General features: G+C 68.7%; 30 protein-coding genes and 3 pseudogenes. 25 read left to right on the forward strand and 8 right to left on the reverse strand.

The features are described from left to right. Window positions 1-381: 381 nt before the first annotated feature. The 4 genes from OCT49_RS16065 to OCT49_RS16080 all read left to right on the forward strand — a co-directional run bounded on the left by OCT49_RS16065 (window position 382) and on the right by OCT49_RS16080 (window position 2,271). The gene (locus tag OCT49_RS16065; RefSeq protein ID WP_283852573.1) at window positions 382-1,050 is read left to right on the forward strand and encodes a DUF6286 domain-containing protein; all 669 of its coding nucleotides are present in this window, start codon (window positions 382-384) and stop codon (window positions 1,048-1,050) included. Between the two features lie 11 nt (window positions 1,051-1,061). Next, window positions 1,062-1,658, forward strand: coding sequence for an alkaline shock response membrane anchor protein AmaP (gene amaP, locus OCT49_RS16070; RefSeq protein ID WP_283852574.1), 597 nt, complete (start codon window positions 1,062-1,064; stop codon window positions 1,656-1,658). Window positions 1,659-1,860: 202 nt separating this feature from the next. Continuing rightward, window positions 1,861-2,016: a DUF6131 family protein gene (locus OCT49_RS16075; RefSeq protein WP_283852575.1), complete on the forward strand. Its 156-nt coding sequence runs from the start codon at window positions 1,861-1,863 to the stop codon at window positions 2,014-2,016. 78 nt (window positions 2,017-2,094) lie between these two features. Further along, window positions 2,095-2,271 (forward strand): hypothetical protein, encoded by a 177-nt coding sequence (locus tag OCT49_RS16080; protein WP_283852576.1) that lies wholly within the window; start codon window positions 2,095-2,097, stop codon window positions 2,269-2,271. 71 nt (window positions 2,272-2,342) lie between these two features. Here the strand turns inward: OCT49_RS16080 and trhA are convergent, their stop codons facing one another. The 3 genes and pseudogenes from trhA to OCT49_RS16095 all read right to left on the reverse strand — a co-directional run bounded on the left by trhA (window position 2,343) and on the right by OCT49_RS16095 (window position 4,710). Then, a complete protein-coding gene (trhA, locus tag OCT49_RS16085) occupies window positions 2,343-3,128 on the reverse strand; it encodes a PAQR family membrane homeostasis protein TrhA (protein ID WP_502963384.1) in 786 nt (261 codons plus the stop codon). A 595-nt stretch (window positions 3,129-3,723) separates the two neighbouring features. After that, window positions 3,724-3,942, reverse strand: a pseudogene (locus OCT49_RS16090) (helix-turn-helix domain-containing protein); the annotation flags it as partial. Window positions 3,943-4,197: 255 nt separating this feature from the next. Continuing rightward, window positions 4,198-4,710 (reverse strand): DUF5994 family protein, encoded by a 513-nt coding sequence (locus OCT49_RS16095; protein ID WP_148836363.1) that lies wholly within the window; start codon window positions 4,708-4,710, stop codon window positions 4,198-4,200. 247 nt (window positions 4,711-4,957) lie between these two features. On the opposite strand from OCT49_RS16095, the gene OCT49_RS16100 reads away from it, so the two are divergent. The 6 genes from OCT49_RS16100 to OCT49_RS16125 all read left to right on the forward strand — a co-directional run bounded on the left by OCT49_RS16100 (window position 4,958) and on the right by OCT49_RS16125 (window position 8,243). After that, on the forward strand, window positions 4,958-5,230 hold the full coding sequence (locus OCT49_RS16100) for a hypothetical protein (RefSeq protein ID WP_283852578.1): 273 nt from the start codon (window positions 4,958-4,960) through the stop codon (window positions 5,228-5,230). Between the two features lie 137 nt (window positions 5,231-5,367). After that, entirely contained in the window at window positions 5,368-6,576 is a 1,209-nt protein-coding gene (locus tag OCT49_RS16105; RefSeq protein ID WP_283852579.1) for a PP2C family protein-serine/threonine phosphatase, read from the forward strand. 216 nt (window positions 6,577-6,792) lie between these two features. Further along, window positions 6,793-7,347 (forward strand): DUF5994 family protein, encoded by a 555-nt coding sequence (locus OCT49_RS16110; protein WP_283852580.1) that lies wholly within the window; start codon window positions 6,793-6,795, stop codon window positions 7,345-7,347. Between the two features lie 4 nt (window positions 7,348-7,351). Next, on the forward strand, window positions 7,352-7,561 hold the full coding sequence (locus OCT49_RS16115; RefSeq protein WP_283852581.1) for a hypothetical protein: 210 nt from the start codon (window positions 7,352-7,354) through the stop codon (window positions 7,559-7,561). Between the two features lie 106 nt (window positions 7,562-7,667). After that, window positions 7,668-7,934, forward strand: a complete 267-nt coding sequence (locus OCT49_RS16120) for a hypothetical protein (RefSeq protein ID WP_283852582.1) — start codon at window positions 7,668-7,670, stop codon at window positions 7,932-7,934. 36 nt (window positions 7,935-7,970) lie between these two features. Further along, entirely contained in the window at window positions 7,971-8,243 is a 273-nt protein-coding gene (locus OCT49_RS16125; protein WP_283852583.1) for a hypothetical protein, read from the forward strand. A 463-nt stretch (window positions 8,244-8,706) separates the two neighbouring features. Here OCT49_RS16125 and OCT49_RS16130 read toward each other — a convergent pair whose 3' ends face one another. Continuing rightward, a complete protein-coding gene (locus tag OCT49_RS16130) occupies window positions 8,707-9,129 on the reverse strand; it encodes an STAS domain-containing protein (protein WP_283852584.1) in 423 nt (140 codons plus the stop codon). 539 nt (window positions 9,130-9,668) lie between these two features. Here OCT49_RS16130 and OCT49_RS16135 point away from each other — a divergent pair. The 7 genes from OCT49_RS16135 to OCT49_RS16165 all read left to right on the forward strand — a co-directional run bounded on the left by OCT49_RS16135 (window position 9,669) and on the right by OCT49_RS16165 (window position 14,984). Next, a complete protein-coding gene (locus tag OCT49_RS16135; protein ID WP_283849872.1) occupies window positions 9,669-10,514 on the forward strand; it encodes an IS5 family transposase in 846 nt (281 codons plus the stop codon). Beyond that, complete coding sequence (locus OCT49_RS16140) at window positions 10,511-10,909, forward strand: hypothetical protein (RefSeq protein ID WP_283852585.1); 399 nt, start codon at window positions 10,511-10,513, stop codon at window positions 10,907-10,909. The genes OCT49_RS16135 and OCT49_RS16140 overlap by 4 nt, the downstream gene beginning before the upstream one ends. Window positions 10,910-11,112: 203 nt before the next feature. Further along, entirely contained in the window at window positions 11,113-11,328 is a 216-nt protein-coding gene (locus OCT49_RS16145; protein ID WP_283852586.1) for a DUF6243 family protein, read from the forward strand. Window positions 11,329-12,172: 844 nt separating this feature from the next. Next, window positions 12,173-12,376 (forward strand): cold-shock protein, encoded by a 204-nt coding sequence (locus OCT49_RS16150; RefSeq protein ID WP_030323642.1) that lies wholly within the window; start codon window positions 12,173-12,175, stop codon window positions 12,374-12,376. A 280-nt stretch (window positions 12,377-12,656) separates the two neighbouring features. After that, complete coding sequence (locus OCT49_RS16155) at window positions 12,657-14,162, forward strand: DEAD/DEAH box helicase (RefSeq protein WP_283852587.1); 1,506 nt, start codon at window positions 12,657-12,659, stop codon at window positions 14,160-14,162. 90 nt (window positions 14,163-14,252) lie between these two features. After that, the gene (locus OCT49_RS16160) at window positions 14,253-14,606 is read left to right on the forward strand and encodes a CBS domain-containing protein (protein ID WP_283852588.1); all 354 of its coding nucleotides are present in this window, start codon (window positions 14,253-14,255) and stop codon (window positions 14,604-14,606) included. 57 nt (window positions 14,607-14,663) lie between these two features. Continuing rightward, complete coding sequence (locus OCT49_RS16165; protein WP_283852589.1) at window positions 14,664-14,984, forward strand: SCO5918 family protein; 321 nt, start codon at window positions 14,664-14,666, stop codon at window positions 14,982-14,984. 113 nt (window positions 14,985-15,097) lie between these two features. Here OCT49_RS16165 and OCT49_RS16170 read toward each other — a convergent pair whose 3' ends face one another. Continuing rightward, window positions 15,098-15,457 (reverse strand): GvpU-like protein, encoded by a 360-nt coding sequence (locus tag OCT49_RS16170; RefSeq protein ID WP_283852590.1) that lies wholly within the window; start codon window positions 15,455-15,457, stop codon window positions 15,098-15,100. 913 nt (window positions 15,458-16,370) lie between these two features. On the opposite strand from OCT49_RS16170, the gene OCT49_RS16175 reads away from it, so the two are divergent. Next, window positions 16,371-16,709, forward strand: coding sequence for a MerR family transcriptional regulator (locus tag OCT49_RS16175; protein WP_283852591.1), 339 nt, complete (start codon window positions 16,371-16,373; stop codon window positions 16,707-16,709). Window positions 16,710-16,753: 44 nt separating this feature from the next. Further along, window positions 16,754-16,956: pseudogene (locus OCT49_RS39835) on the forward strand (cold-shock protein). A 417-nt stretch (window positions 16,957-17,373) separates the two neighbouring features. Here OCT49_RS39835 and OCT49_RS16185 read toward each other — a convergent pair. Both OCT49_RS16185 and OCT49_RS16190 read right to left on the reverse strand, forming a co-directional pair. Further along, the gene (locus tag OCT49_RS16185; protein ID WP_283852593.1) at window positions 17,374-17,970 is read right to left on the reverse strand and encodes a VapC50 family PIN domain-containing toxin; all 597 of its coding nucleotides are present in this window, start codon (window positions 17,968-17,970) and stop codon (window positions 17,374-17,376) included. A gap of 20 nt (window positions 17,971-17,990) precedes the next feature. Further along, window positions 17,991-18,440, reverse strand: a complete 450-nt coding sequence (locus OCT49_RS16190) for a helix-turn-helix domain-containing protein (protein WP_283852594.1) — start codon at window positions 18,438-18,440, stop codon at window positions 17,991-17,993. Between the two features lie 535 nt (window positions 18,441-18,975). Between OCT49_RS16190 and OCT49_RS16195 the strand changes: the two genes are divergently transcribed. The 6 genes and pseudogenes from OCT49_RS16195 (at window position 18,976) to OCT49_RS16220 (ending at window position 22,353) form a co-directional block, all read left to right on the forward strand. Continuing rightward, window positions 18,976-19,224, forward strand: coding sequence for a type II toxin-antitoxin system CcdA family antitoxin (locus OCT49_RS16195; RefSeq protein WP_283852595.1), 249 nt, complete (start codon window positions 18,976-18,978; stop codon window positions 19,222-19,224). After that, entirely contained in the window at window positions 19,221-19,622 is a 402-nt protein-coding gene (locus tag OCT49_RS16200) for a DNA-binding protein (RefSeq protein ID WP_283852596.1), read from the forward strand. The genes OCT49_RS16195 and OCT49_RS16200 overlap by 4 nt, the downstream gene beginning before the upstream one ends. A gap of 363 nt (window positions 19,623-19,985) precedes the next feature. Beyond that, window positions 19,986-20,333, forward strand: a complete 348-nt coding sequence (locus OCT49_RS16205; RefSeq protein ID WP_283852597.1) for a transcriptional regulator — start codon at window positions 19,986-19,988, stop codon at window positions 20,331-20,333. Then, window positions 20,330-21,000, forward strand: a pseudogene (locus tag OCT49_RS16210) (nucleotidyl transferase AbiEii/AbiGii toxin family protein). The gene OCT49_RS16205 and the pseudogene OCT49_RS16210 overlap by 4 nt, the downstream one beginning before the upstream one ends. A 362-nt stretch (window positions 21,001-21,362) precedes the next feature. Next, a complete protein-coding gene (locus tag OCT49_RS16215) occupies window positions 21,363-22,022 on the forward strand; it encodes an SMI1/KNR4 family protein (RefSeq protein ID WP_283852598.1) in 660 nt (219 codons plus the stop codon). 112 nt (window positions 22,023-22,134) lie between these two features. Next, window positions 22,135-22,353 carry a hypothetical protein gene (locus OCT49_RS16220; protein ID WP_283852599.1) on the forward strand — a complete coding sequence of 73 codons (219 nt, stop codon included), beginning with the start codon at window positions 22,135-22,137 and terminating at the stop codon, window positions 22,351-22,353. A 390-nt stretch (window positions 22,354-22,743) separates the two neighbouring features. Here the strand turns inward: OCT49_RS16220 and OCT49_RS16225 are convergent, their stop codons facing one another. After that, window positions 22,744-23,343: a hypothetical protein gene (locus OCT49_RS16225; protein WP_283852600.1), complete on the reverse strand. Its 600-nt coding sequence runs from the start codon at window positions 23,341-23,343 to the stop codon at window positions 22,744-22,746. Between the last annotated feature and the right edge of the window lie 896 nt (window positions 23,344-24,239).

Genomic DNA, 24,239 nt, shown 5'->3' on the forward strand with positions numbered 1-24,239 from the left:
GCGGGGTGCGGCCTCAGTCGCCGACCGGGTCGTTGCGAAGATCGCTGCCCAGGTGGCGCGTGAGGCGCTGAGTCGTTTCTCCGAGCCGACCGGTCACGTGCCTCCTGGCCACCGCACACCGCACGTGACGGCGGTGGTGCGGGGGGCACCGGAGAGGGCAGGCGGTCCTGCCGGGAGCCGACCGGCGCTCGGGCAGGCGCGGATGCGCATCGCCGTGGAACTGGGCTATCCGTCGGACATCGGGGCGCAGTGCGCGGCGGTGCGCCGAGAGGTCACCGACCGAGTCGCGGCATGGGCCGGGGTGGAGGTGTCCGACCTCGTGGTGGCCGTCGCGAGGCTGCACTCGGCTCACTCGCGGCGGACAGAACGGGAGAGGGTGAGATGAGCGCGCACACGGGGCGGCGGCCCGGCGACGGCGACCTTCCCTCGGAGCCCGCGAAGACGGGTTCCTCCGCAGGGCACCCGGACACCGGCGCGATATCGGCAGCCCGCTCATCGCCGCGTCGTTTCTGGTCCGCGCGGCGGGTTCCTGCGGTCATCGTGGCTCTGCTGTCCCTCGCAGCCGTCGGGCTGCTCCTGTACGACGTGATCTCCGTGCGGGCAGGCCGGCCCGGGATGGGCTGGCGACGCCGGCTCGCGGATGAGCTGGCCACGCGGCCGCTGGACGACGTCTGGATGATCGTCGGGGCCGCGGTGGCGATGGCCCTCGGCCTGTGCCTCGTCCTGCTGGCGGTGACACCGGGACGGCGCAGTCTGCTTCCCATGCGGCAGCCCACCGGCACCCGAGGGACAGGCGAGGTCCACGCCGGTCTCGACCGCCGGGCGGTGGCCCTGATCCTGCGTGACCGGGCCGTACGGGTGTCCGGCGTGGAGTCGGCTCGTGTCGATGTCGGTCGCCGGAAGATCAAAGCCCGGGCGCAGGTGCACTTCCGCGATCTCGACGAGGTCCGTGCCGACCTCGATGCCGCGCTGGGCGAAGCCGTGGCGGCCCTGGGTCTCGCTCGACGACCCTCGCTGACCGTCCACGTCCGACGCCCGAAGAAAGGCTGACGCTGATCCCGATGATCAAGACAGTGAACCGGGTGCTGCTGGGGCTGCTCGGCCTCGGGTTGTTCGCTCTGGGCGGCGGCGTGCTACTGGGCAGTCTGGATCTGCAGCGCCTATGGGGTTTCGACGTGCCGGGCTGGTGGCCCTTTCGCGGCCCGGCCGATGTCGTCCTGGGCAACGAGGGACGCCTACGGTGGCGGGCGGAGGGCTGGTGGTGGCCGACCGTCATCACGGCGCTCGCCGCGTTGCTGGTGCTGCTGCTGTGGTGGCTCTGGACACTGCTGCGCAAAGACCGGCTGCACCAGGTCCTCGTCGACAGCCAGGACGGTACGGCAGCCCGACTCGACGGCCGCGCCCTGGAGGACGTGATCGAGAAAGAGGCACAAACCTTGGACGGAGTCGCACGGGCACGGGTGCGCCTGGGGGGCCGGCGTACCGCCCCGGTCGCACGAGTGCGGCTGTGGCTGGAGCCCCACGCGGCACCGGAGCGGATCCTGGACCGACTCGACCGGGGCACGCTCGCACACGCAGGGGACTCGGCAGGCCTGGACCGTCTCCCGTCGGAGGTAAGCCTCCGGGAAGTCCGTCACCGCGCCCATCGGGTCGACTGAGAATTCTGCGCCGTATCCAGGGACGGAATCCCACCCGCCGGCTCCCAGTCGCCACGGCCGTCACATCGCACCTGATCGGCTTGCCGATCAAACGGCTTCTGTCCATGCCCGCTGGAAGGACAGGAGCGTGACAGCCTGACAGGCCACCTCGGCGGGTTGCGCCTACTCTGGAGTTGCGGTACTTGCAAGGCCGGAGGTCGCCATGATCATTCTCGGGGTCATCCTGCTCGTCATCGGGTTCGTGGCCGGCATTTCCATCTTGTGGACGATCGGGATCGTCCTGGTCGTGATCGGGGTCATCCTGTGGATTCTCGGGGCGGTCGGTCACGGGGTCGGCGGACGCCGTCATTACTGGTAGGCGGCTCGGCCCCGAGCCGACGCAGCACCCGTGGTCGAGTCTTCACCAGGCCGTCCTGCCGCAGGGAGGCGTAGCGCGATGGTCCTCTTCCTGATTCTGCTCAGCAGCGCCATCGCACTGATCGTCATCGGCGCTGTCGTGGACGGAATGCTGTACCTGCTCTCCACCGGGGTACTGCTTCTCGTCGTCGCCGTGCTGTACCTGCTGGTGCGCTCGATACTGCGCTCGCGCCGAGGCAGGCCCACCGCGTTCTGACGGTGGGGGCCGACCTCGCGCGGCCCTCCGGACGGCCGGCGAGTGGGTGAGGCGGCCCGCACCTCGACCGCTCAGTGAGCGGCAAGAAGGATGGCGTTGTAATGGGCGGCGAAGGCTGCCACTGTCAGCGCGTGGAAAACCTCGTGGAAGCCGAACCAGCGGGGTGAGGGGTTGGGACGCTGGAGGGCGTAGACGACCGCACCCGCGCTGTAGAGAAGCCCGCCGGTCACGATCAGACAGGCCACGGCCACCCCGCCGCTGTGCAGGAAGTCGGGCAGGTAGCGCACGGGCGCCCAGCCCAGAGCCAGGTAGCAGGGCGTGTACAGCCAGCGGGGAGCTCCGACCCACAGGGCACGGAACACGATGCCGACCAGCGCGCCCGTCCACACGATCCACAGCAGGACGGACCACTGGTCCGGGGAGAGCAGGAGCACGGCGAGCGGGGTGCACGTGCCGGCGATGATCAGGAAGATGTTGGCGTGATCGAGGCGGCGCAGAACGGCCTCACCAAGCGGTCCCCAGGTACCGAGGTGGTAGACGGCGCTCGTCCCGAACAGCAGCCAGGCCGTGACGGAGTACACGGTGCAGGCCAGCACGGCCTGTGGCGTCCCTGCCAGGCAGATGAGGACGATGCCCGCTGCCAGCGATGCGGGGACTATGCCGGCGTGAAGCCAGCCGCGCAGCCTCGGCTTGATCGGGTCCACCGGATCGACCGCCCGCTCGACCAGGTCGGCCACCGGGCGGGAGTCCTCGGCGGCCCCGTCTCGTTGCGACCCCGAGGAAAGGCCGGTCGAGTCGCGTCCCTTGACCGTCGGTGGGGAAAAGACACTGCGGGCTTCGGCGTCGTCTCGGGACACTGCTTCCCCTCCCGAATCGGACTGCTGGGTATCACGGGCGGCCATGCGCACATACTAGGAACCTGACCGTGACGGGAGCCCCGGACGCCACCCCCTACCGCGCCATGGTCCGCCTGACCCGCCGACAGTTCGTTCACGGGCTCCACCGCCGCCGCCCGGGAATCGACACCGCGGCCGGGCGCGTCCATGAAGGCACCTCGGCTCTGCGGCCGAGGCCCCTTGGCGCCGTGCCCCATCCATGCCCTTCGGAACGGTGAACAGCGGCCAACACGGGTATCTCCGGATCACCGAAGAGAGCCGCGAGAAGGGGCGGTTTCACAGGTCAGACACCTTATGATCGGCGTCGGCGTCGGTGATTCCCAAGCTCAGAGCGCGAGTTCGATTCCCGTCACCCGCTCTTGAGAGAGAGCCCAGGTCATCGGCCTGGGCTCTCTCTGTTGGCTAGGCCTCTCTAAACATCACGCACCACCTCTGCACCACCTGCCCCTTTCTGTTGCTGCTCGCGTGCTCTTTCCCGGGCGGTCTGCACCATCCGGTCCAGCCCGCCGGCACCCTGGTACGCCTTGTCGGCCCAGCACGTGAGGCCGGCCTCGGTGAGTGCTTCGACGGCCTCGCGTATGCAGCGGTACGCGGTCGCGATGCCGATACCGAACCCGGCGGCGAGCCGGGCGCAGGTGTCACCGCGTCGCAGATGGGCCGGGGCGAGGAGAGCCTGACGGTCGGCGGTGAAGCGCCGCCACCGGGGCCCGATCTCCCCTCGCCGGACAGCAAGTCGTCCGGTCGGGCACCGCAGGGTGCGACTGGACAGGCCGATCGAATGGGACCTCCCCCGCTCGAGCGAAGCCGAGAGCTCGGGGAAGGGTGGACAAGCACGCGAAGCTCCTGGTGGCTGCGAGCGATCTCGGTCGAGAACCCGTCCACCACGAGCTTCGTCGTTCCGCAGATCCGTCCAGCACGCGGCCGGCACCATCAGGTCGGAAAAGGCTCAGTACCGCCGCCCGATCCCGGGCAAGCGCCATCCGCCCCGACGCCCCCGCACCCACCGCCCTCTACCGCGCCATGGTCCGCCTCACCCGCTCCGGCGGTTGGCGTCCCCGTCCGGTGGGGCCGCGGGGTGGGAGAGCGCGGCGAGGAGGATCTCGGCGGCCTGGGTGACGTTGCCGGAATGGACGGCACGGGCCATGGCCGTGCGGGCGGCCTCGGGCGTCGTGTCCGGCGGAACGACCATGAGGGAAAAATGGTCGTTGTCGCCTCGGGTGATCAGGATGGTGTCATCACCGACGGGGAACGAGTCGAGGTGTACGACCCGCTCGTCGACGACCAGGCGGGTCGGGATGCCGTTCCAGGCGGAGGCGTCCAGGCCGACCCTGGTGATGGGCCCGAGGTGCTCGGTCAGGGCGGTGACCAGCGGCGGGATCTCCCGCTTGACGTCACGCGAGCGCGGCCACCACGCGCCGTCGAGGAGGCTCTGCCGGGATCCTGTCGTCTCCAGCCGGAGCAGCGCGGTGCCCGGTCCGACGGCCCGGTGGACCTCGTCCGGCAGGAGGCGCGGAGGCGTGGGGGGAATGCCTGCGTCGGTCATGATCGGTCCGCCCGTCCACGGGTGATGCCGCTGCCGCCCGGACCGGTGCCACGGCGGACGCCGGGCCAGCGGGCGGGGCGCGGCCCCGTTCTTTCACCGTACTCCGGGAGGCAGCGCGAACGCGCCGCTCCCCGCCGGTGAACCGAACGGCGCCGGTGGCTTCGGACGTACCGTGGACGTACGGAGGCATGCCCGCCCCGCTCCGGTCGTTTGCGGGCGGACCTCCGGTGGAAAGGACGGTGCCGCCTTGGACCGCAATGAGTCAGAGGCAGAAGCCCTGCCGCCGCCGGGGTACGCCGAAGTCCGCATCGTCGCCGCCACACCGGACGCCGCCCGGATGGTGGCCGACGTCCTCCGTCACTGCTTCGCCGGTGACGAGCAGCGCAGCTACCCCGCCCCCGGCGGAGGGACCCGCCTCCACCTCACCGTCGACACCGCCCACACCGCCGAACCGGCCCGGTCCTGGCTGGCCACCAGCAGGCCCCCGAGCGGCACCGGGCCCCACTCCCAGGAACCCTGACCGGGCGGCCGGCGCCGTCGGGGCGCGTGGCGGCCCCGGTCGCCGCGGAGCATCCTGGAAGCCGCACCGCGATGCCGACGGATCCGCCCCCGGCACCGGACCAGGGCGTCGCCCCGCTGCCCGCCTGGAGGCCCCGGATGACCGTCGGACGCCACGAGGACAACCGGGACCCCGACCGCTCGGAGAGCTTCGGGGAGATGCTGGTGGGCGGGCTCCTGGACCACGCCCACGGGCTGCCGCCCGACCGGGTGGGATCCGCCCTCGCCGACGCGGTGGCCCGGATGGGGGGCCGCGAGGTGCGGATCCTGCTCCAGGACTACGGGCAGCGGAATCTGGTCCCCCTGGCCGGGGGCGGGCTGGAGGGCGGCGATCCCGTGCCGATCGACGGTTCGGCGGCCGGCCGGTGCTTCCTCACCTCGCGCCCGGTCGAGGTGTCGCTGGCCGACGGAGTGCGGGTCCACGTCCCGCTGCTGGACGGCGGCGACCAGGCCGGCGTCCTGGCCGTCACCCTGGACGCGGTCGACGACGACGCCCGCCGCATCCTGCGCAGGCTCGCCGCCCTGGCCGCCGCCACGCTGCAGACCAAGAACGGCTACACCGACCTCTTCTTCCGCACCCGCCGCGGCGAACCGATGAGCGTCGCCGCCGAGATCCAGTGGTCCCTCCTGCCCCCGCTCGCCATGACGATGCCCCGCGTCGCGGTCGCCGGAGTCCTGGAACCCGCCTACGACGTGGCCGGCGACAGCTTCGACTACGCCCTGAACGGCGACGTCCTCCACCTCGCCATGATCGACGCCATGGGCCACGGCCTCGACGCGGCGACCATGGCGACCGTCGCCATCGGCTCGTACCGGCACGCCCGCCGCACCAGCGTCGAACTCTCCGAGATCTACCTCTTCATGGACCGGGCCGTCGCCGAGCAGTTCGCCCCCGACCACTTCGTCACCGCGCAGATGCTGCGGCTCGACACCGACACCGGCCGCCTCCAGTGGGTGAACGCCGGGCACCCCGCCCCCCTGCTGATCCGCGAGCACCGCGTCGTACGCCGCCTCGACAGCCCCACCACCCTCCCCGTCGGCTTCGGCGGAGACCAGCCTCAGGTCAGCGAAGTGGCGCTCGAACCCGGGGACCGGATCCTCTGCTTCACCGACGGTCTGATCGAGGAACACGAGAGCGGGCAGGAGGAGTTCGGCGAGGACCAGCTGATCAACTGGGTGAATCAGCTGGACAGGGCGGACCGGGAGGTACACGCGGTGGCACGGGACCTGTCCCACACCCTCAAGCGGGCACGCGGCGAGGCCACTTCGGACGACGCCACGCTCCTCCTGGTCGAGTGGCGCGGGTGACGAAGGGACGTGACGCGAGGTGAGGTCACCGGCGTCGACCGGGCGGATGCTTCCGGCCCGGGAAATCGGCTGGACGGACACCACTCGTCCGCCCCGGCGCGGAGTAGGCTGAAGGTACCGGGAGTAACTCGAACACCCGCTCCCAAGCGGACGTCGTTTCCGGCGATCAAGACACTGGGCCGCCCTGCAGGGCGGCCCGGAGACGGGTCCGCGATCATGACCACCACCCTCGCACCCTCGCATTCGCCGCGCCTTTCGCTGACGCCGAAGACCACACTCGCCGGTCTCCTGGACGGCGCCTGGTGGCCTCGCTCGCGTGACCTCGCCGCTGAGCTTCCGCCCCTGGTCGACGCGCTGGAAGAGCACTTCGGACGCATCACACGGGTCACGGTGAACCCCACCCGCTGGCCCGTCGTCCCGCACAAGGTTCCTGCCACCGGGCACACCGTGCACGTCGGCTGGTTCACCGAGCAGGATCCCGACAAGATGATCCTGCTCTCCTACACCGTCGGCCGCGTCGACCTGCTGGTGATACCGCCCGAGACCGAACCCGCCGCAGCCACCCGGCTCATGGCGGCCGCCGCGGTCCCCGGCAGCGTTCTCACCGCTGGTGTCCTGATGTCCGGCGAAGCCGCGACCGGCCGCCGCATGCGCGACGCCCGCAGCGGCGAGGACGCCTGGGAGACGGACGGAGGGGCCGCCCTGCCGCCCCTCCGGCACCCGGTCGTCGGCGCGCGGATGATTCCGCTGCCGAAGAACACGCGGTGGTGACGACATGGAGACCCTGATCGCGCTCGCGGCCGCCGCTGTGCTGATCACGCTCGGCACGCGCCTCGTCCACCGGCTCAACGCCCAGCACGACGCACGCATCGCCGCCCGCCACTACAGCGACCCCTTCCCGGCCATCTGCCGACCGCCCGGTCACAGCCCCCGCACGCCGACAGAGCAAGCCGCCCGCCGCAGGGCCATGGGCACCTGGCCCTGACCGCTCCAGAGACCACTCCTCCGACCGAAGGCCGCGGGTGGGGCACCCGACACCCGGGACAACCCACCCGCCGGTCTCTCGCTCGCCCGTGAAGGGACCACGCCCCTTGTACCGCACCGACACCGCGGCCCTGCCCTCGGCCGGACAGGCCGAGATCCGCATCGTCGCCGCCACCCCCGAAGCCGCCCGCGCGGTCGCCGAGGTGATCCGCCGCTCGTTCGCCGGGACGGAACAGCGCAGCTACCCCGCCCTCGACGGCGGCACCCGGCTCCACCTCACCGTCGACACCGAAACCGCCGCAGAGCCCGCCCGCTCCTGGCTCACCACCAGCAGGTCGTCCCCTCGCACCGGCACCCACGTCGACGAAGTCTGAGCGGAATCGGACTTCACACGACGAAAGGCCCTGGTCATGGCCACACTCCACGAGCGACAGCTCTACCGCGAGCGGGTCCTGACCGCCCTCTACGAAGCCACCGAAGGCAACCGGCTCCTCGGCATCACGGGACGGAAGCTGCGCAACGACCTGCGTATCCCGGAGGAAGACCTGGCCGCCGCCTGCGCCTACCTCGCCGGCGAGGGCCTGATCACCGTCGACTGGGAACCGGGCAACACACCCGCGATGGTCTCCCTCACCCACCAGGGAATCCGCCGTATGGAGGCCGAAGAACAAGAGCGCGGCTGAGCCGGACCACTCCGACGGCCCGCTCTTGCCCGACCCGGCCCGCCCGGCCGAGAAGTCGTACGATTGAACACGGATCGAGCACGCTCACGTGTGACGATCCGGAAGGGCGGCCCCGACGGAGTGAATGCGCCGGGGCCGTTGTGACGACCGCCGCCAGGCCCGCGCACCCGGCGTCTCGGACGTGGCACCGGCCGGTACGTCGGCGCCCGTCGTCCCTCGCGACGCCAGTCAGCACCAGCCCGGAGATCCGCCGTTGGGGCCCGCGCGCTGTCGCGGGCCCCAACCCCTTCCGTCGTCTATCGCATGGCGCAGAGGAGCGGCGGCGCCAGGCGGCAGTGGATCAGAGTCCTGCGAGGTGCGGGCCGCGGAGGTGGGGCGTGACGGCGGCGCCTTGGTTCGCGCGGTTCCCCGTGCGCAAGGAGAACCGCTGCGAGCATCGGGACGCAGGCCAGGAGTACGAACGTCATGACCGGCCCACCGCCGTCAGGGAGCCGGCATGGGCCCGCTGCCGTCGTGCTGGTGCAGCGGCGTTCAGAAGGTGCTGAACGGCCCGGGAGCGGTTCGCGAGTCTGAGGCGGCGCCCCTGCCGGGGCCACCAGTCGAGGACGGCCAGGAAGCCGGAGTCGCAGAAGGTGACCCGGGAGGTGTCCAGGACAAGGCCGGTGCAGCCGTCTTCGGCCGCCGAGGCCAGCAGTGCCCGCAGCGGGGCGGCGCTGAAGTGGTCGATCTCTCCGGCGAGGCGGAGGACCAGGGTGGTGCCGAGGGTGGTGCAGGAGTCGACGACTATGACGCCGGGCGCGGTGTCCGCGCCCGAGTCGTGCACGACAGGAGGAGCAGGGGTGGCGGGAGCGGCGGACAGTATCGGTCCGGCGCTTGAAGTACTCACGTCCCCATCAACGCCTCCCGCCCGGGGCCGGGGAACGAGCCACGCGCCCCTTTCACCCCATGTGACCAGCACCGATCCCCGGCAAGGGGGAAAGATTCCACCCGAACGAGGCAGACGGACGCCTACGACGCGACCGCTGTCCTCCGGGATCGCCGGGACCGCGCCGAGTGGGACCGGCTGTGAGGGGAAGCGTCTCCCCGGGCATCCTGCCGACTGGAGACTTCGATGACCGTGGACTTCGACAGGAGACCTGTCACGTGCCCCATCCGTGCCCTTCAAGGCGGTGAACAGCGGTCACCACGGGTGCGGGCGGAACCCGTCGGAACACCCTGCGAAGAGAATTGTCCGCAGGTCAGAGGCCATATGGGCGGCCAAGACGTCGGTGATTCCCAAGCTCAGAGCGCGAGTTCGATTCTCGTCACCCGCTCTTTGTTAGTGGGCGGTTCGTGAGTCTTTGAGTCGTTCTGTGGTCGCCAGATGGAGTGGGGTGGGGGCGGAACCCGTGGGTCCGTGGTGCGGGGTCTGCTGGGGTTGGCGGGATGAGTGAACGCAAGCCGTACCCCAGCGACTTATCGGACGAGCAGTGGTCGTTGATCGAGCCGGTGATCACCGCATGGAAGGACCGGCACCGCTCGGTCAGCGGTCATCAGGGCGCTTACGACATGCGGGAGATCGTGAACGCGATCCTCTACCAGGGGCGGACCGGCTGCCAATGGGCCTACCTCCCGCACGACCTGCCGCAGAAGAGCGCGACGTACTACTACTTCGCCGCCTGGCGGGACGACGGAACCGACCAGGTCATCCATGAACTCCTGCGCTGTCAGGTCCGTGAACGCGCCCGACGATTAGAGGACCCGACCCTGGTGGTACTGGACACCCAGAGTGTCCACGCGGCCGTCGGGGTCCCCGCCGCCACGACCGGCTACGATCCGGCCAAGCGGGTGCCGGGCCGCAAGCGCGGCGTGGCCGTGGACGTCCTCGGCCTGGTCATCGCGGTCGTCGTCCTCGCCGCGAACACCCACGACAACACCGCGGGCATCGTCCTACTGGACCAGGTCGCCGAGCACACCGGCGACACCGTCCGCAAAGCCCTGGTCGACCAGGGCTTCAAGAACCAGGTCGTCGAACACGGCGCCGCCCTGGGCATCGACGTCGAGATCGTCGAACGCGAGCCCGGATACCGGGGATTCCTGCCGCAGCCGAAGCGGTGGAGGGTCGAGCAGACCTACGGAATCCTGATACTCCACCGGCGACTGGTCCGTGACTACGAGCACCGCACCGCCTCGTCCGCCTCCCGCATCTACTGGGCGATGTCCCATGTCATGATCCGCCGTCTCACCGGCACGAGCACCTCCACCTGGCGCGAAGAGGCAGTGAGCGCGTGAACATTCGCCCCCTCCTTGAGGCACTGGACCTGCAGGAAGACGCCGCCCGGGCCCTGGCCGACGACCTGCGCACGCAGATCGACGACCTGCAGACCCGGCTACGGGAAGCCGAGACACACCTCGAGCACCTCGTGATCACCCGCAAGACCGTCACCGGCCTTGCCGACCGGCTCCCTGCATCCCCGCCTGAACTGCCAGAGCACCCGGACTACCCGCGCATCCTCGCCGCCTTCAACGAGGCGACCGGCCCCCTGCGGGCCAAGGATGTCTGCCAGGCCCTTGGCCATGAACTGCTGCCGAAGAACGTCGAAGGCACCCGGGCCAAGCTGAAGCGCCTAGTCAAACTCGGCATCCTCACCGAAGCCGACACCGGCTGGTTTGCCCGGCAGCAGTAGCCGGCCCCGCGGCCAGCACCCCTACCCCAAGCCTCACTTCGAAACGGACATCAACTCACGAACCGCCCACTTAAAGGCCCTGGTCAGCGACCAGGGCCTTGTTTGTTGCCTGGACCGGGCGCCTGCCGACGTTTCTCGGCGTCGCCGTGCCCGTCCCTCACCGTTGAATCCCTAGATCACTTCACATCATTCCGGGAGAACCCATGACCGTGAGCAAGAACATCAACAACCCCGTGGGCATGGGCGGCGGCCAGCGCAAGAGGCTGTCCCGCGCCGAACGGCAGAACAACGGTCCGCATCGCAACCTCGACCGCCAGGGTGCCGCCGACCGGAAGGCGGAGCTGGTGCGCAAGATGCGCGAGAAGGCCGACGCGGCCGAGGGCGCCGGACAGACGGGCGACGGCATCGCACAGAGCTGACGCACCGCCGCCGCAGGTCGGCACGCAGGGGGCAGGGCCAGAACCACGACGCGCGGTCCTGGCCCTGCTGCCGTACCGGGGCCCTGCCGCCGTACCGGGCGCGGCCGGTCCTGCTCAGCTTTTCGGCCAGCCATCCGCGTCTCAGCCGAGCGCCCGGTGCGTACCCCTACATGCCGGTCAGGAGTTACATGCCGGTCAGGAGTTCAGTTCAAGTGCGCCCGGAGGCCGCGGGTCATCCGGGGCTGGTACAGCTTCGACCTGGAGGTCGAGACCTACGACAAGCTGCGCAGCACGGAACGCTCGGCACCTGGGCATCTGGGCCCCTGTTGCTCTCGATGGTGCCGCCCAACCTCGAACTCTGGTCCCCAGCAATCCGATTCCGTCGTGCTCGCCTGCCAGGGATATGGGGCCTGCTTGCACGGCCGCGACTCGGTAGCCGGCCGTGCAAGCAGGCCGCGATCAGTCTCCCGGAGAAGCGACAGCTCTCGGTGAAGTCCATGCGCGGCATGTTCGACATGGCACGCAGCATTCTCCTGCCCGGCAGCGACGTGCCCGAGGCAAATGAATACCTGTGTCGGCGGCCTCAGACTTTAACGGCCCTTACCGGGAGAGTTCCTGCCGCAGCGCACACGGGAAATAAATGTGACACGCACAATCCGCTGCGGCGTGCTACTGTCGGACTCGGTTGCAGTTTTGGTACCCAAAAACTCAAGCGCCTCCGGTCGGCCTTCAGGCCACAGGGCAGCGCTTTGCATTTCCGGTCACTTTCCGGGCGGGGCATCATCGCGGCGACACGGTTTCCGCACAGTGCGGATCCCGATGTACTGCCCAGAGGAGATATGACATGGCTACTGGCACTGTGAAGTGGTTCAACGCGGAAAAGGGTTTCGGCTTCATCGAGCAGGACGGTGGCGGTCCTGACGTGTTTGCCCACTTCTCGAACATCGCCGCCCAGGGCTTCCGCGAGCTGCAGGAAGGCCAGAAGGTCAGCTTCGACATCGCGCAGGGCCAGAAGGGCCCGACGGCCGAGAACATCGTTTCCGCCTGACGCTGACGCACATTTCGTAGCTGGGGCCCGCATCCCTCGGGGTGCGGGCCCCAGCTGCACGCGTTTCCGCAGCACACTATTGAGGAACGCACCCCCCTCGGAGACGCGCCCGGCGATGCGCCGGATTCGTTTTCGCACGCCATCCTCCTTTTTTGCTTACGTCGACACGGATTTCCCGTGGACCACGTTCGCATTCCATTCGGTCCGTGCCTGTGATTCCCCTGCACTGCTCTTACGCTGCGGAATTCCTTGATACGTGCCGCATCAAGGAAGGTTCTGCATGAACCCCACCCGCACGAAAAGCCGTTTCTCCCGTGCCCGCCGCAACGGCGGCCTCGGGTACGACTCCACTGCTGGTTCGATTCGGGGCAGTCGCTTCGATTCGGCCACCCCGAACCGTTCGGCAGGTCCGAACCGTTCGGGTGGCCGGCGGCCCGCCGCGCTGCAGGGAGAGTTCGCCCTGCCGGAGACGACCACTCCGGCGCTGCCCGCAGTCGACGTGTTCAGCGACCTCGACATGCCGAGGAGCCTGCTGTCCACCCTCACCGCGCAGGGCGTGACCATGCCGTTTCCGATCCAGGGCGCGACGCTGCCGAACTCTCTGGCGGGTCGCGACGTCCTGGGCCGCGGCCGGACCGGCTCCGGCAAGACCCTCGCCTTCGGCCTGGCCCTGCTGGCCCGCACCGCCGGGCAGCGCGCCGAGCCCCGTCAGCCGCTGGCCCTGGTTCTGGTTCCCACCCGGGAGCTCGCTCAGCAGGTCACCGATGCCCTCACCCCTTACGCCCGCGCTGTGAAGCTGCGCCTGGCCACCGTCGTCGGCGGGATGTCGATCAGCCGGCAGGCGACTGCGCTGCGGGGCGGCGCCGAAGTCGTCGTGGCCACCCCCGGTCGCCTCAAGGACCTCATCGACCGTGGCGACTGCCGACTGAACCAGGTCGCGATCACCGTCCTGGACGAGGCCGACCAGATGGCCGACATGGGCTTCATGCCGCAGGTCACCGCGCTCCTGAACCAGGTCCGCCCCGAGGGCCAGCGCATGCTGTTCTCCGCGACCCTGGACCGTAACGTCGACCTTCTGGTCCGTCGCTACCTCGCCGACCCCGTCGTCCACTCCGTGGATCCCTCCCAGGGTGCGGTCACCACGATGGAACATCACATCCTGCACGTGCACGGTGCCGACAAGCACAGGTTGACGACGGAGATCGCGGCGCGCGACGGCCGGGTGATCATGTTCCTGGACACCAAGCACGCCGTTGACCGCCTCACCCAGGACCTCCTCGCCAGCGGTGTCCGGGCAGCCGCCCTGCACGGAGGTAAGTCACAGCCGCAGCGCACCCGCACTCTCGCCCAGTTCAAGGCAGGGCACGTGACCGTCCTGGTCGCGACGAACGTCGCGGCACGCGGCATCCACGTCGACCATCTCGACCTCGTCGTGAACGTGGACCCGCCGACCGACCACAAGGACTACCTCCACCGCGGCGGCCGTACCGCGCGGGCCGGCGAGTCCGGCAGTGTCGTCACCCTGGTCACCAACAACCAGCGCCGCGATATGACGCGCCTCATGGCGGCCGCCGGCATCGTGCCCCGGGCCACCCAGGTCCGCTCCGGCGAGGAGGCACTCCGCCGGATCACCGGCGCCCGGACCCCCTCCGGCATCCCCGTGACGATCACCGCGCCGACACCCGAGCAACGCAAGCGCGGCACGGCCTCCCGCGGTCGACGCAGCCCCGCTGCGGCTGCCCGGCGTGCGACCGGGCGGAAGTCTGCCTTCGACGCGGCGGCCTGAACACCGCGTGATCCGGAAGCTGACCCATCTCTGCAGGAGGTACGTTGTGACACTGATCCAGCTGCAGCCCCCTCGTCGAACGCCGCCTCCGTGTCCAAGGCGGCGTTCGACACCATGAACACGGCCGGGCCGCAGGTCTGCGACGACATGACCGTCGAGGTGGCCCTGTCCGTCATGGCCAGCGACAGGACCGGACACCTGAGGGTCTGCGACAACGACGGACTGTGCACCGGACTGGTCACCCAGGCCCAGCTCACCACCGTCCGCGACAGCCCCGCCTACACGGACCGGCTCCAGCTGCGCGACATCCTCGGCGACCGCGGGCCGCACACCTCGCCCGCCACCATGGTGGCCGAGCACGCCACGCACCACCGTCGGCCCGCTACCCCGTCCGCCGTGGACGAGCAGGTCGGCGCGTCGGGCGTCCCCGCCCTGGCCCTCTGAACCGACTCACCCGGCGGAACAACTTCCTTCCCTTCTCCGTGATCCCTGTGAGGCATCGTGCGCTGTGTCATCGCCCGCTTCCCGTTCGAACTCACCAGGAACGGCGTCCTGGACTCCATGAAGGACATCAAGCCCGAGGAGGTCGTCGGCGAGTCCGTGATCATCGACCGCCGCACCTACCCGGTCAAGCAGGTGGGCCAGGCCATCACCCGCCAGGATCGCCGCGACTTCAGTGCCGACGAAGTCGTCCGGGCCATGACCAAGCTCGGCTTCACCTGCCACGGCCTCCCCCAGGCCACCGCGCCCACCCGCGCCCTCAGCCCGCACCAGCGCGCCTCCGCGATGCTCGGCGTCCCGGCGGGCCCTCCGACCGCCTGATCGTTCGGCTGAGGGGAAACGTACGCTGACAACCGAACGGCCAAGAGGGCCCGACCGGCACACGCCGGTCGGGCCCTCTCCCGTACCAGTGAGTTCCTCTGCGCGGCGCGAGGTCAGTGATCGGAGTAGCTGAAGTCGCCCACGGTCCAGGCACTGACCTCCGCGATCGAGACGCGGTACATCCCACCCGTCTCCGGGATCCCCACCGCGCCCTGGAGGATCCGCGCCATATGGAAGTGCAGATACGCGGGCGGCCCCTCCCCCCGCGTCATCGCGGTGAACATGGCGGAGAACTCGCTCAGGCGGGACGAGTCGGTCAGGACCTCCGCCACCCGCTGCCGCCACACGGCTTCGGGCGCCAACCGGCCGGTGATGACAGCACCACCGGTAACCACGGTCAGGGACATCTGATTGCTGTGCCCGGACTCCACCAGCGCGGCGACGTCAACGAGCAGCTCGTCAGGCTTCGACATGAAAGCCGATCCTATTCACGAGTCGTCCCGTCCCCCGACCGTTCGTGCTGCCGAGCAAGACGGACAGTCGCTGTCTTCCCCCAAGAGACCCGGCAGGTGACCGCGGCCACTCTGGCGAGCCGGTTGACCACGGGCTGGCCGATGCCTCTGGCAGGGCCAATTATCTCCTCACAAGACACGCAAAAATCTCTGTTGGCCGGAGTAGACATTGAGTGGTGGCGTGGTTATGGTTTCTCTCGTACCCAGAGAGACAGCAGGGCCTGGCAGAGAAGAACTGCCGGCAGTGCATGTAGTTCGCAGGACGGTGCGGCAGTGGAGTTTCGAAGCCAGGGTTGTTGCAGGACGGCGACGGGACTGACAGCCGGACCGGGTGGCCCGCAGCGAGGGGCCGCCGGAGCGGGGCCACTGTCATGGACGGTGCGGTCCCGCGAGTGCAGTTCGCAGTACCCCGCAGTGAAGTGACTGAGCGGTACCTCGGTGAAGGCGTCGGCTGCGGACGTGCGCACCGGGAAGTTCGGCAGTGGGGTCCCAAGCCAGAGCAGACGCAGGAAGGGCAACGGAGCCGGCTGCCGGAGGGCGGCGCTGCCACCGGCTGCTGAGCAGTTCGCGTCAGCAGCCGTACGCAGTGCCCCATGGTAGGTAGTCACCGAGGGAAGAACGGAGGAGCCAGCGCCATCAGGATCGCCCGGGCCGGAGCAATGAGCCCGGGTACCGCAGGACATCGATAGTGAGGTGGTCCCCGGTCAAGCAACCGCGATCCCCGCAATCCCGACAGCAGCCAGGTCGGGTCCGCGGCCCCAGAATGCCGGTGCAGTAGCAGTATCAGGACCGGCAGGTGGTGTAGTAGTTCCTTCGGGGCCCTGGTGCCGTACGGCATCAGGGCCCCTCCATGCGTTCCACAAGAGAGGTGCAAGTGACAGCAGACGACTCGTACGGCCGACTTGACGACGACGACTACCCCGCCTACACGATGGGCCGGGCCGCCGAGATGCTCGGCACGACCCAGGGCTTCCTCCGCGCCATCGGCGAAGCCCGTCTGATCACCCCCCTGCGCTCGGAGGGCGGACACCGCCGCTACTCCCGCTATCAACTGCGCATCGCCGCCCGCGCCCGCGAACTGGTCGACCAGGGCACGTCCATCGAGTCCGCCTGTCGCATCGTCGTCCTGGAAGACCAGCTCGAAGAGGCGCAACGCATCAACGCCGAGTACCGCCGCGCCGCCGAAGCGGCAAAGCCGCCGACCGAGGACTGAGGCGGTGCGCCCGCCGGACACCGGCGGACCGGAAGGTACGAGACATGGCTACGGGAACTGTGAAGCGGTCCACCGCGGGGAAGGACTTCGGCTTCATCGCTCAGGACCGTAGTGGCCCGGATGTCTTCGCCCACTACTCGGCGATCAACCCTTCGGACTGCCGTGAGGCCCAGAAGGCCCAGGTCATGACGTTCGACGTCACCCAGGGCCAGAAAGGCCACAGGCGGGGAACATCAACCCGGCCTGACCTCCCCGCCCCTGCGGCCTACGGCGACCCCCGGATCGACCCGGTCCAGGGGTCGCTCACGGCATCAGCGGGGTTTGGAGGTAGGCGCGTGGGGTGCCGACCAGGAAACGGCGGCACTGGCACGGGCTTCTCCTCCTCCCCTGGCACCGCCGCGTGCCACAACGTGCCAGTAGCGGCGGTGAACAGCGGGCAACAAGGGATCCGCCGAGGCGGCCAGAACAGTACCTTCATTGAACGTTCTCGCAGTTCAGCAGCCCTGCGAGCCATCGAGTGCCGGGTGATTCCCAAGCTCAGAGCGCGAGTTCGATTCTCGTCACCCGCTCCACGATGAAGGCCCTGGTCGGAGACCAGGGCCTTCATCATTGTCTAGACCTTTCCAGCCATCACGCACCACCTGCGCACCATCCGCGCCCGCAATCACCTCGCGCGATGTCCGAGGTGATGTGTCAGGAGGTCCGCGAAGCGCGGCAAGCCGGCTTTCGCGAGTCGGGCGACGGCATCGGCAATCGTCACTGGCGGGTTTCGCTTCTCTCGGGCAAGCCTGACCACTGTCTCCACCACCTCATGCGGCAACTCGTCATACAGCCCGCACAAGTAGGAATCCGGGTCGATCACCCGCACTCCGCGCTCAGCCAAGTCACCGGCGGGGAAATCGGCGAGATTCCACGTGATCAGCGCGTCCGCCCCTGCAGCCACCGCTGCCGCCGCATGATGCCGATCGTCGGGGTCATCGCCCGGCATCTCATCGACAAGGTGCGCATAGGCCACCGCCGGGATCTCGCAGTCGGCGAAGAAGCGTCGAACGGCCTGGGCGACTGCGGCAGCGGACTCCGCCGAACGTCTTCCCTCCCGGACGATGACCCGCTCCCACTCCGCGAGCAGCCGCTCGGACCACACGATGTCGTGGACCGAGTCCTCGGTGAGGGCCAGCATCACGTCCATCACCGAAAACGGAAACAAGACGTTCGTGCCCACAAAGACCCGCGCCGCCACGCTCCCCTCTTCCTGCTTCACTGCTGCCGGTGACGCCCACATCAATCGGGCAGGCCGGTGTCCGCCAAGACTTCGGCGATCTGGCGCCGCCCCTCCCTGCGGCGCTCACGCCGCTGCTGGAATGCCAGCACGTCCGCAAGGCGAACCACACGGTGGCTGCTACCGGGAAGATTCGTCGAGGGGATGTCGCCGGCGTCGAGCAGGCGGGCGATGAACGGTCGGGACAGGCCCAGAAGCTCAGCGGCCTCAGCAGGCGACAGCTGCGCCTCGGACGCCAGGACCGTCACCGCGTGCCCGCGGGACAGCTCACTGGCCGAGGCCAGGAGAAGACGGACCAGCTCCCTCGGCAATGCCAGTTCGCCACCATCCTGGGTGCGCACCAGAACCTCGACCGACTCCGGCGCCATCCTGGCAGTCGCGGCGAGCGCGCACTGGTGAGAGGGATCCGGTTCGACCTTCTCAGCACGGGCGAGAACACTGGAACGAGCCATGGCCGCCTCCAATCACTGACCCGGCGAGACTCCATCTGAAATAACTGTAACCATGGGGCCTTGTGCGGGCAACCATGGAGGAGAGGTATCTCGACCGCCCCGAGCGACACCCTTGCAAGCGGCCGTCTCCCGCGACACCGTCCTGGAGACCGTGCCACAACGTGCCGGTAGGGGCGGTGAACAGCGGGCAACAAGGGGGCGGGACGGGGCAGCGAGAACGGGGCCCAGGGCCGGGCATCCGAGCAGGTCAGAAGCCATATGTAGGGCCGAGTGCCGGGTGATTCCCAAGCTCGGAGCGCGAGTTCGATTCTCATCACCCGCTCTTGACGGAGCCCAGGCCAGCGACCTGAGCTCTCTCCGTTGTCTAGCCCCCCCCTAAGCGTCACGCACCACCTCTGCACCACCTGACCCTTTCTGCCGCTGCCCCCGTGCCCTTCCCGGACCGCTCGCACCATCCGGTCCAGACCGACGCTCGCCCCGCGAGCAGCCGGAATACCGCACAGCGACATCCCGCATACTTCAGTATGCTTGACTTATGTCCTCAACGACCCGCATCACCGTCACGCTTCCCAGCGACCAGGTGGCGGAGCTTCGCAAGCTCACGGACAACATCTCCGGCTACGTGGCGGAAGCCGTGGCCCGCCAGATCCGGCACCAGCTTCTGGGCGACGACCTTCGTCGGCATGAAGAAGAGCACGGAGGCTTCAGCGACGAGGAACTCGCCGACGCCCGTTCGAAGATCTTCGGTGCCGCCGGCTCCTCCAAGGACGCGGATGCCGCGTGAGCGAGCGCATCGAGACCGTCGTCCTGGACTCGGAAGGACTCTCCGCCTGGATCACGCAGGACCGCAGGCTCCTCGCGATGTTGCAGGTCTTCCACGACATGGGAGCCGACCTGGTGATCGGGGCGAACACCATCGTGGAAGTAACCCACTCCCGTACCAACATGCCTCGCCTGAACTGGGCCCTGTCCCGCATCAAGGTGGAGCCGGTCACCGAGCAGACGGCGAAAGCGGCGGCTGAGCTCCTCAAGGGCACCGGACTGCACGGGCACAAGTACGCCATTGACGCCACGGTCGCCGAGGTCGCGCTCCGCCAGCCGAAACCCGTTGCCCTGCTGACGTCCGACAGCGATGACATGACCAAGCTCTGCGGCAGCCAGGTCCGCATCGTCCCCCTCTGACCAGCCGGTGCGCCCGGAGCACGCGTCGCACTGCCGGCTCTCGTGCCCCATCCGTGCCCAGCAGAGCGGGCAACAGCGGTCAGATACGGCTCCCAGAGACCGGAAGCCGCCCATCTGACCAATGCGAAATCGCAGGTCAGAGCCCCTGCAGCAACCTAGGAAGCATTGGTTCCCAAGCTCGGAGCGCGAGTTCGATTCTCATCACCCGCTCCATGAAAGAAGCCCCCGGCCGCTGGCCGGGGGCTTCTTTCATGGCCGCTTCGCAGCCGGCGGGCAGCTGTCGGTCGGGCCCGCCTCGTGCTCGCGGGAGCGTTGCCTGCGGGCGAAGCGGCTCGCTGCTGACTCTTTCTGGATAATCGACGTATGGCATCACAGCCCGGCCTTTCCGATCTTCGTCGTGCCAAGTTCGCCCGGCGCCTGCCCGCAGCGCTCTCCGAGCTCGCCGGTCCCCGGCACGGCTCCGTACATCTGCCGCTCCGTCTTGCATGGTCGGGGCTGACCACCTTCGACCTCGACCAGCCCCGCTTGCGGATGAGCTACTACCGCATCGTCCTGGCCGAGGGGCAGCACGACGACCTGGTTCGGTACCTCGATCGGGACCTTCTCGTCGGCCTGTGGCCCACCCTGCGCACATTGGTCAGCCGAGATGTGCGTGAAGTCTGGGAGAGCGCATTCGGCGAGCTGGGCGGCAGCGCGCGGGCCGCTGCGTGAACCTCACCGACCTGCACCGCCGCTTGCTCGCAGACGTGCTCGCCGTGGGCGGCGCGTACCCCCTCGCACTCACCGGCGGGTACGCGGTCCAGGCGCACGGCCTGGTGGACCGGCTCAGCCAGGACCTCGATGTCGCGACCGAGAACCCAGATCGCATGGAGGACATCGCTACCGTCGTGCGTACCGGACTGGAACAGCGCGGGTGGGGCGTAGTAGCTCTGGAGGCAGACCACTGTCCGCGCGCCTGATCGTGACCGACCCCGCCAGCCATGAAGAGTGCGAGGTCGACATCTTCAAAGAGGCACTCTGGCGGCCACCCGTACACACCGAGCACGGCTTGGTGCTGTCCCTCGAAGACGTCGTGGGCACGAAGGTCCGTGCCCTGGCCGACCGCGGACTCGCCAGGGACCTGATCGATGTGCAGGCCGCCACGGACCGTTGGAACCCCGTCGAACTCGAAGAACTCGGCCGGCGCCACGCCCGGGGCTCCTTCGACCTCAGCGAGCTCCAAGCTCGGCTGAGCGGAGCCGACTGGATCGACGACACGGAATTCGCCGCCTACGGACTCGACGAGGAGGCGATCGCCGGGCTGCGTCAGTGGGCACAGACCTGGGCCGACGACATCGGGGAACGACTTCACGAGCTTGAGTCCCCGCACGAGGATTGATGGTCCGACGATGCCGACTGCGCTGCAGGTTGCGGTGCGCGAGAGGGCTGATCGCCCCTCGGCCGTCGTGCCCCCATCCGTGCCCTTCGGAGCGGACAGCAACGGCCAAGTACGGCTCCCAAAAACCTCGCCGACCTCAACTGGACCGGTCAAACATGCAGGTCAGGATGGATTCACCAGTCCAAGCACCGCTGATTCCCAAGCTCGGAGCGCGAGTTCGATTCTTGCCACCCGCTCCACGACGAAGGCCCTGGTCAGCGACCGGGACCTTGCCTCATTGTCCCTGCCTCGGAGCCTGAAGAGATTCCCCCCGCCCGAAGGCGCCGGGTCGGTACGGCGCGCGTCGCACTAGCGTGTCCCCCATGGGTGAGGACACGTGGACGGGAGTGCGGGAGCGGGTGCTCCGACTCTCCGAACGCTCCGGAGCGGATGAAGTCTTCGGGGCCCGGGGGCATGGCTTTCGCCTCAGTCCGGTCATGAGCGAGGAACAACTCCAGGCGCTGGAGGCGGACCTGGGCTTGGGGCTGCCCGGGCAGTATCGGAGTTTCCTGCTTCATGTCGGAGGAGGGGGAGCCGGTCCCGACTACGGCCTGATGACACCGGTCTTGGGTGACAGCGGGTGGCAGTGGCGCGGCATCGGGCTCGCCTTCTCCCCACAGCCGACCACCGCCGAGTTCGCCGGACGGCCTTTCGTGGCCGAGGCGTTGCAAAGTGAGCTCGCCGCACTTGAGGCCCGGGAGCCCGAGAATGGGGCCTTTGCGACCGACGAGGAGTTCCGCCGCGCGTACGCGGCCTGGGATGCGCGCTACGAGGAGTTGTACAACGCGCAGGAGGCGGGCTCGGTGTTCCTCAGCGAGCAAGGATGCGGCTATGCATCGCTGTTGGTGATGACGGGTCCGCACCGAGGTGCCATCTGGGAGGATCTGAGGCCGATGGACCGAGGCATCGAGCCGACCGGGCATGACTTCGTCTCCTGGTACCGAAGTTGGCTCGAGCGCACCGAGCAACGACTCGAAACCTGACGGAGTGAGGACCATGCAGTACTGCGAACGTCATGAGATGCACAACTGCGCAGACTGTGCTCCGCACGCGCCCCGCGGCAGCGTACCCACGAGCGACTGGGACGACTGGCCGATGGCTGCGATCATCATCCATGCCAGCGGCAAGGCCCACCTTCCCGGCTGCCAGCACATCACCCCGGCCGACATCCGGCCACCCCGCTACGGCTGGGTGCTCGCCCCCTCGCCCGGAGCATGGCGCCGTCTCGCGCCCTCCAGCCCGCTCCGCGCCACCCAGGGCAACATCGAGCGGGCGGCCGTGAGCCGCTGCGAGAGTTGTGACGCGACGCAATAGGGATGTCGCCCGACTCCTTGGTCGGGAAGAACTGCCCGCTCAAGCTGAGCCGACCGTGCCCTTCGGGGGCGGTGGACAGCGGTCGGGGCAAGTACGGCCGGATCACCGACTTGAGCCGCTATGAGCCACCTTGAGAGTGTTTCAGCAGGTCAGGTAGCTGACGATCCCACCGGGCAACGGTGATTCCCAAGCTCGGAGCGCGAGGTGGAATCCAGCCCACGCCCACCCAGAACGCAGAACACTCGGCTGGAAAAATCCAGCCGAGCGTCTGACCGAACTACTGACAACAGCCACTGACCAGCCGGGTGTTACGCCTTCTTGAATCCGTCACCGGACGCGGGCCCGGGCGTCGGCCCGGGCATCCGGCGTGGTCTCCGGGCTGCCCTCAGGTCAGATCGTCGGCGTGTCGTCGACGATCTCCTTGTGCGGCTCGACCACGAACTTCCAGCCCTCGCTGGGCTCCATGAACCGCACGCGGGTCGGGTAGATGTCCAGGGCGCGGCGGTCGCGGTTCTGGTTGTTCGTGTTCTTCCGCGCCCGGGCCGGCTCCTCGTACAGGTCGACCTTGACGTCCGGCACCGCGACGACTTCCTCGCTCCAGCGCTGAACGACCCCCGCACCGAACGCGTCCCGCGCGGCGGAGTAGAGCGAATCCAGGGACTCCTTGTTCCCGCTGGGCACGAAGAGGGCAAGGTTCAGGAGGACGCCGGCACTCTGGAGAACCTCGATCTCCTCCCCCTCCTTGTCGGCAATCCAGATCCCGGCCTCTTCGGCATTGTCCGGGAGGACGTGAATCTCCTCACCGAAAACCGTCCTCGCAGCGAAGGATCCTCCCTCGAAGTTTTTGCCCGGCTCCGTGAGAAAAGCCGGGGCATAGCAGTCGAGAGGAAGGTCGCCCGTCCCTGCCGAGACGAAGATTTCGTCCTGGGGGCCCAAGCCCGAAATCTCCTCGGCCGTAAGACGTCGAGCCGTAACCTTCTCGGTGTTCACGCCATTCCCCTTTTAGTCGCGGCGTCCTGTGAATTCATTGAAACTCTACCACGGAAATGATCAGCCACTTCCCATTAGGCATGGCTTCACATCTTGCGGCGACACGGGCCGACTTGCGAGCAATTCCTCCCGAATCACCGGAGAAGCGCAGCACTCATAGAGAAATTACGGAGGCGCCCAAGAGGCACCATCTCGCTTCGGCACCGTTCTCGGCGACGATACCGGTCGCCGAGGCCAAGCCGGTCGGACATCCGGGGCAAGGACCGCGCGAGCCGAGGGATGCCCGTAATCCTGAGGGGCAACGCAATCAGATGACGCATTTACAGCCCCCTGTGCCGCAGCCCGCTCCCCGACGCGCTCTCCCGCCCGCGAGGGTCGGCCGAGCGCCGGGGCGAGGAGAACGACTTCCCGCGCAGGCCCGCGTACACCGGTGTCAGGGTACGCAGATCCTTCGCGGGAAGCTCAGGTGTGTCTCCTGGCATCGTGGCTCCTCAAGATGTGCGAACAGCAACGGAACGCTGCGGGCACGCTAGTACGTGCCACCGACAACCCGGACAGCGACGGCCGCCTCATCGCACCCTCCAACTACGAGTCCGGCGAGAACTGCCCCGTTCCCGGAGGCTCGCCGGCTCCTCCGGTGCCGGGAGTCGAGTGCTGATCAGCGCTCCTTGCCACGTGTGCCACGGCCTGCCGGTGGGGGTGGGCGAAGCGGTCGGGAGGACCAACCTCTGCGCGCGTATCCGCGGCTCGGGAACGTACGCGGGACCGAGTGCCGGGTGGGTTCTCCCAAGCGGCGAACCATCCGGCGAGCGGGCGCGAGCACCGGACCCCGGCGCAAGGCCACCGGTTCCTCGGAGCGCCTCGGCCCGCAGGCGCGGAGTCGCCCCCCTCCAGCG

Source organism: Streptomyces sp. ML-6 (assembly GCF_030116705.1).
In the GTDB taxonomy this organism is placed as follows: Bacteria; Actinomycetota; Actinomycetes; order Streptomycetales; family Streptomycetaceae; genus Streptomyces.

Bases quoted from the DNA above. Each gene is read 5' to 3' on its own strand.
- OCT49_RS16125 (WP_283852583.1), top strand. From the start codon at position 7,971: ATGGCCACACTCCACGAGCGACAGCTCTACCGCGAGCGGGTCCTGACC.
- OCT49_RS16155 (WP_283852587.1), top strand. From the start codon at position 12,657: ATGAACCCCACCCGCACGAAAAGCCGTTTCTCCCGTGCCCGCCGCAAC.
- OCT49_RS16195 (WP_283852595.1), top strand. From the start codon at position 18,976: ATGTCCTCAACGACCCGCATCACCGTCACGCTTCCCAGCGACCAGGTG.
- OCT49_RS16080 (WP_283852576.1), top strand. From the start codon at position 2,095: ATGGTCCTCTTCCTGATTCTGCTCAGCAGCGCCATCGCACTGATCGTC.
- amaP (WP_283852574.1), top strand. From the start codon at position 1,062: ATGATCAAGACAGTGAACCGGGTGCTGCTGGGGCTGCTCGGCCTCGGG.
- OCT49_RS16065 (WP_283852573.1), top strand. From the start codon at position 382: ATGAGCGCGCACACGGGGCGGCGGCCCGGCGACGGCGACCTTCCCTCG.
- OCT49_RS16170 (WP_283852590.1), bottom strand. From the start codon at position 15,457: ATGTCGAAGCCTGACGAGCTGCTCGTTGACGTCGCCGCGCTGGTGGAG.
- OCT49_RS16150 (WP_030323642.1), top strand. From the start codon at position 12,173: ATGGCTACTGGCACTGTGAAGTGGTTCAACGCGGAAAAGGGTTTCGGC.
- OCT49_RS16215 (WP_283852598.1), top strand. From the start codon at position 21,363: ATGGGTGAGGACACGTGGACGGGAGTGCGGGAGCGGGTGCTCCGACTC.
- OCT49_RS16145 (WP_283852586.1), top strand. From the start codon at position 11,113: ATGACCGTGAGCAAGAACATCAACAACCCCGTGGGCATGGGCGGCGGC.
- OCT49_RS16075 (WP_283852575.1), top strand. From the start codon at position 1,861: ATGATCATTCTCGGGGTCATCCTGCTCGTCATCGGGTTCGTGGCCGGC.
- OCT49_RS16105 (WP_283852579.1), top strand. From the start codon at position 5,368: ATGACCGTCGGACGCCACGAGGACAACCGGGACCCCGACCGCTCGGAG.
- OCT49_RS16190 (WP_283852594.1), bottom strand. From the start codon at position 18,440: ATGGCTCGTTCCAGTGTTCTCGCCCGTGCTGAGAAGGTCGAACCGGAT.
- OCT49_RS16205 (WP_283852597.1), top strand. From the start codon at position 19,986: ATGGCATCACAGCCCGGCCTTTCCGATCTTCGTCGTGCCAAGTTCGCC.
- OCT49_RS16135 (WP_283849872.1), top strand. From the start codon at position 9,669: ATGAGTGAACGCAAGCCGTACCCCAGCGACTTATCGGACGAGCAGTGG.
- OCT49_RS16110 (WP_283852580.1), top strand. From the start codon at position 6,793: ATGACCACCACCCTCGCACCCTCGCATTCGCCGCGCCTTTCGCTGACG.
- OCT49_RS16220 (WP_283852599.1), top strand. From the start codon at position 22,135: ATGGCTGCGATCATCATCCATGCCAGCGGCAAGGCCCACCTTCCCGGC.
- OCT49_RS16115 (WP_283852581.1), top strand. From the start codon at position 7,352: ATGGAGACCCTGATCGCGCTCGCGGCCGCCGCTGTGCTGATCACGCTC.
- OCT49_RS16095 (WP_148836363.1), bottom strand. From the start codon at position 4,710: ATGACCGACGCAGGCATTCCCCCCACGCCTCCGCGCCTCCTGCCGGAC.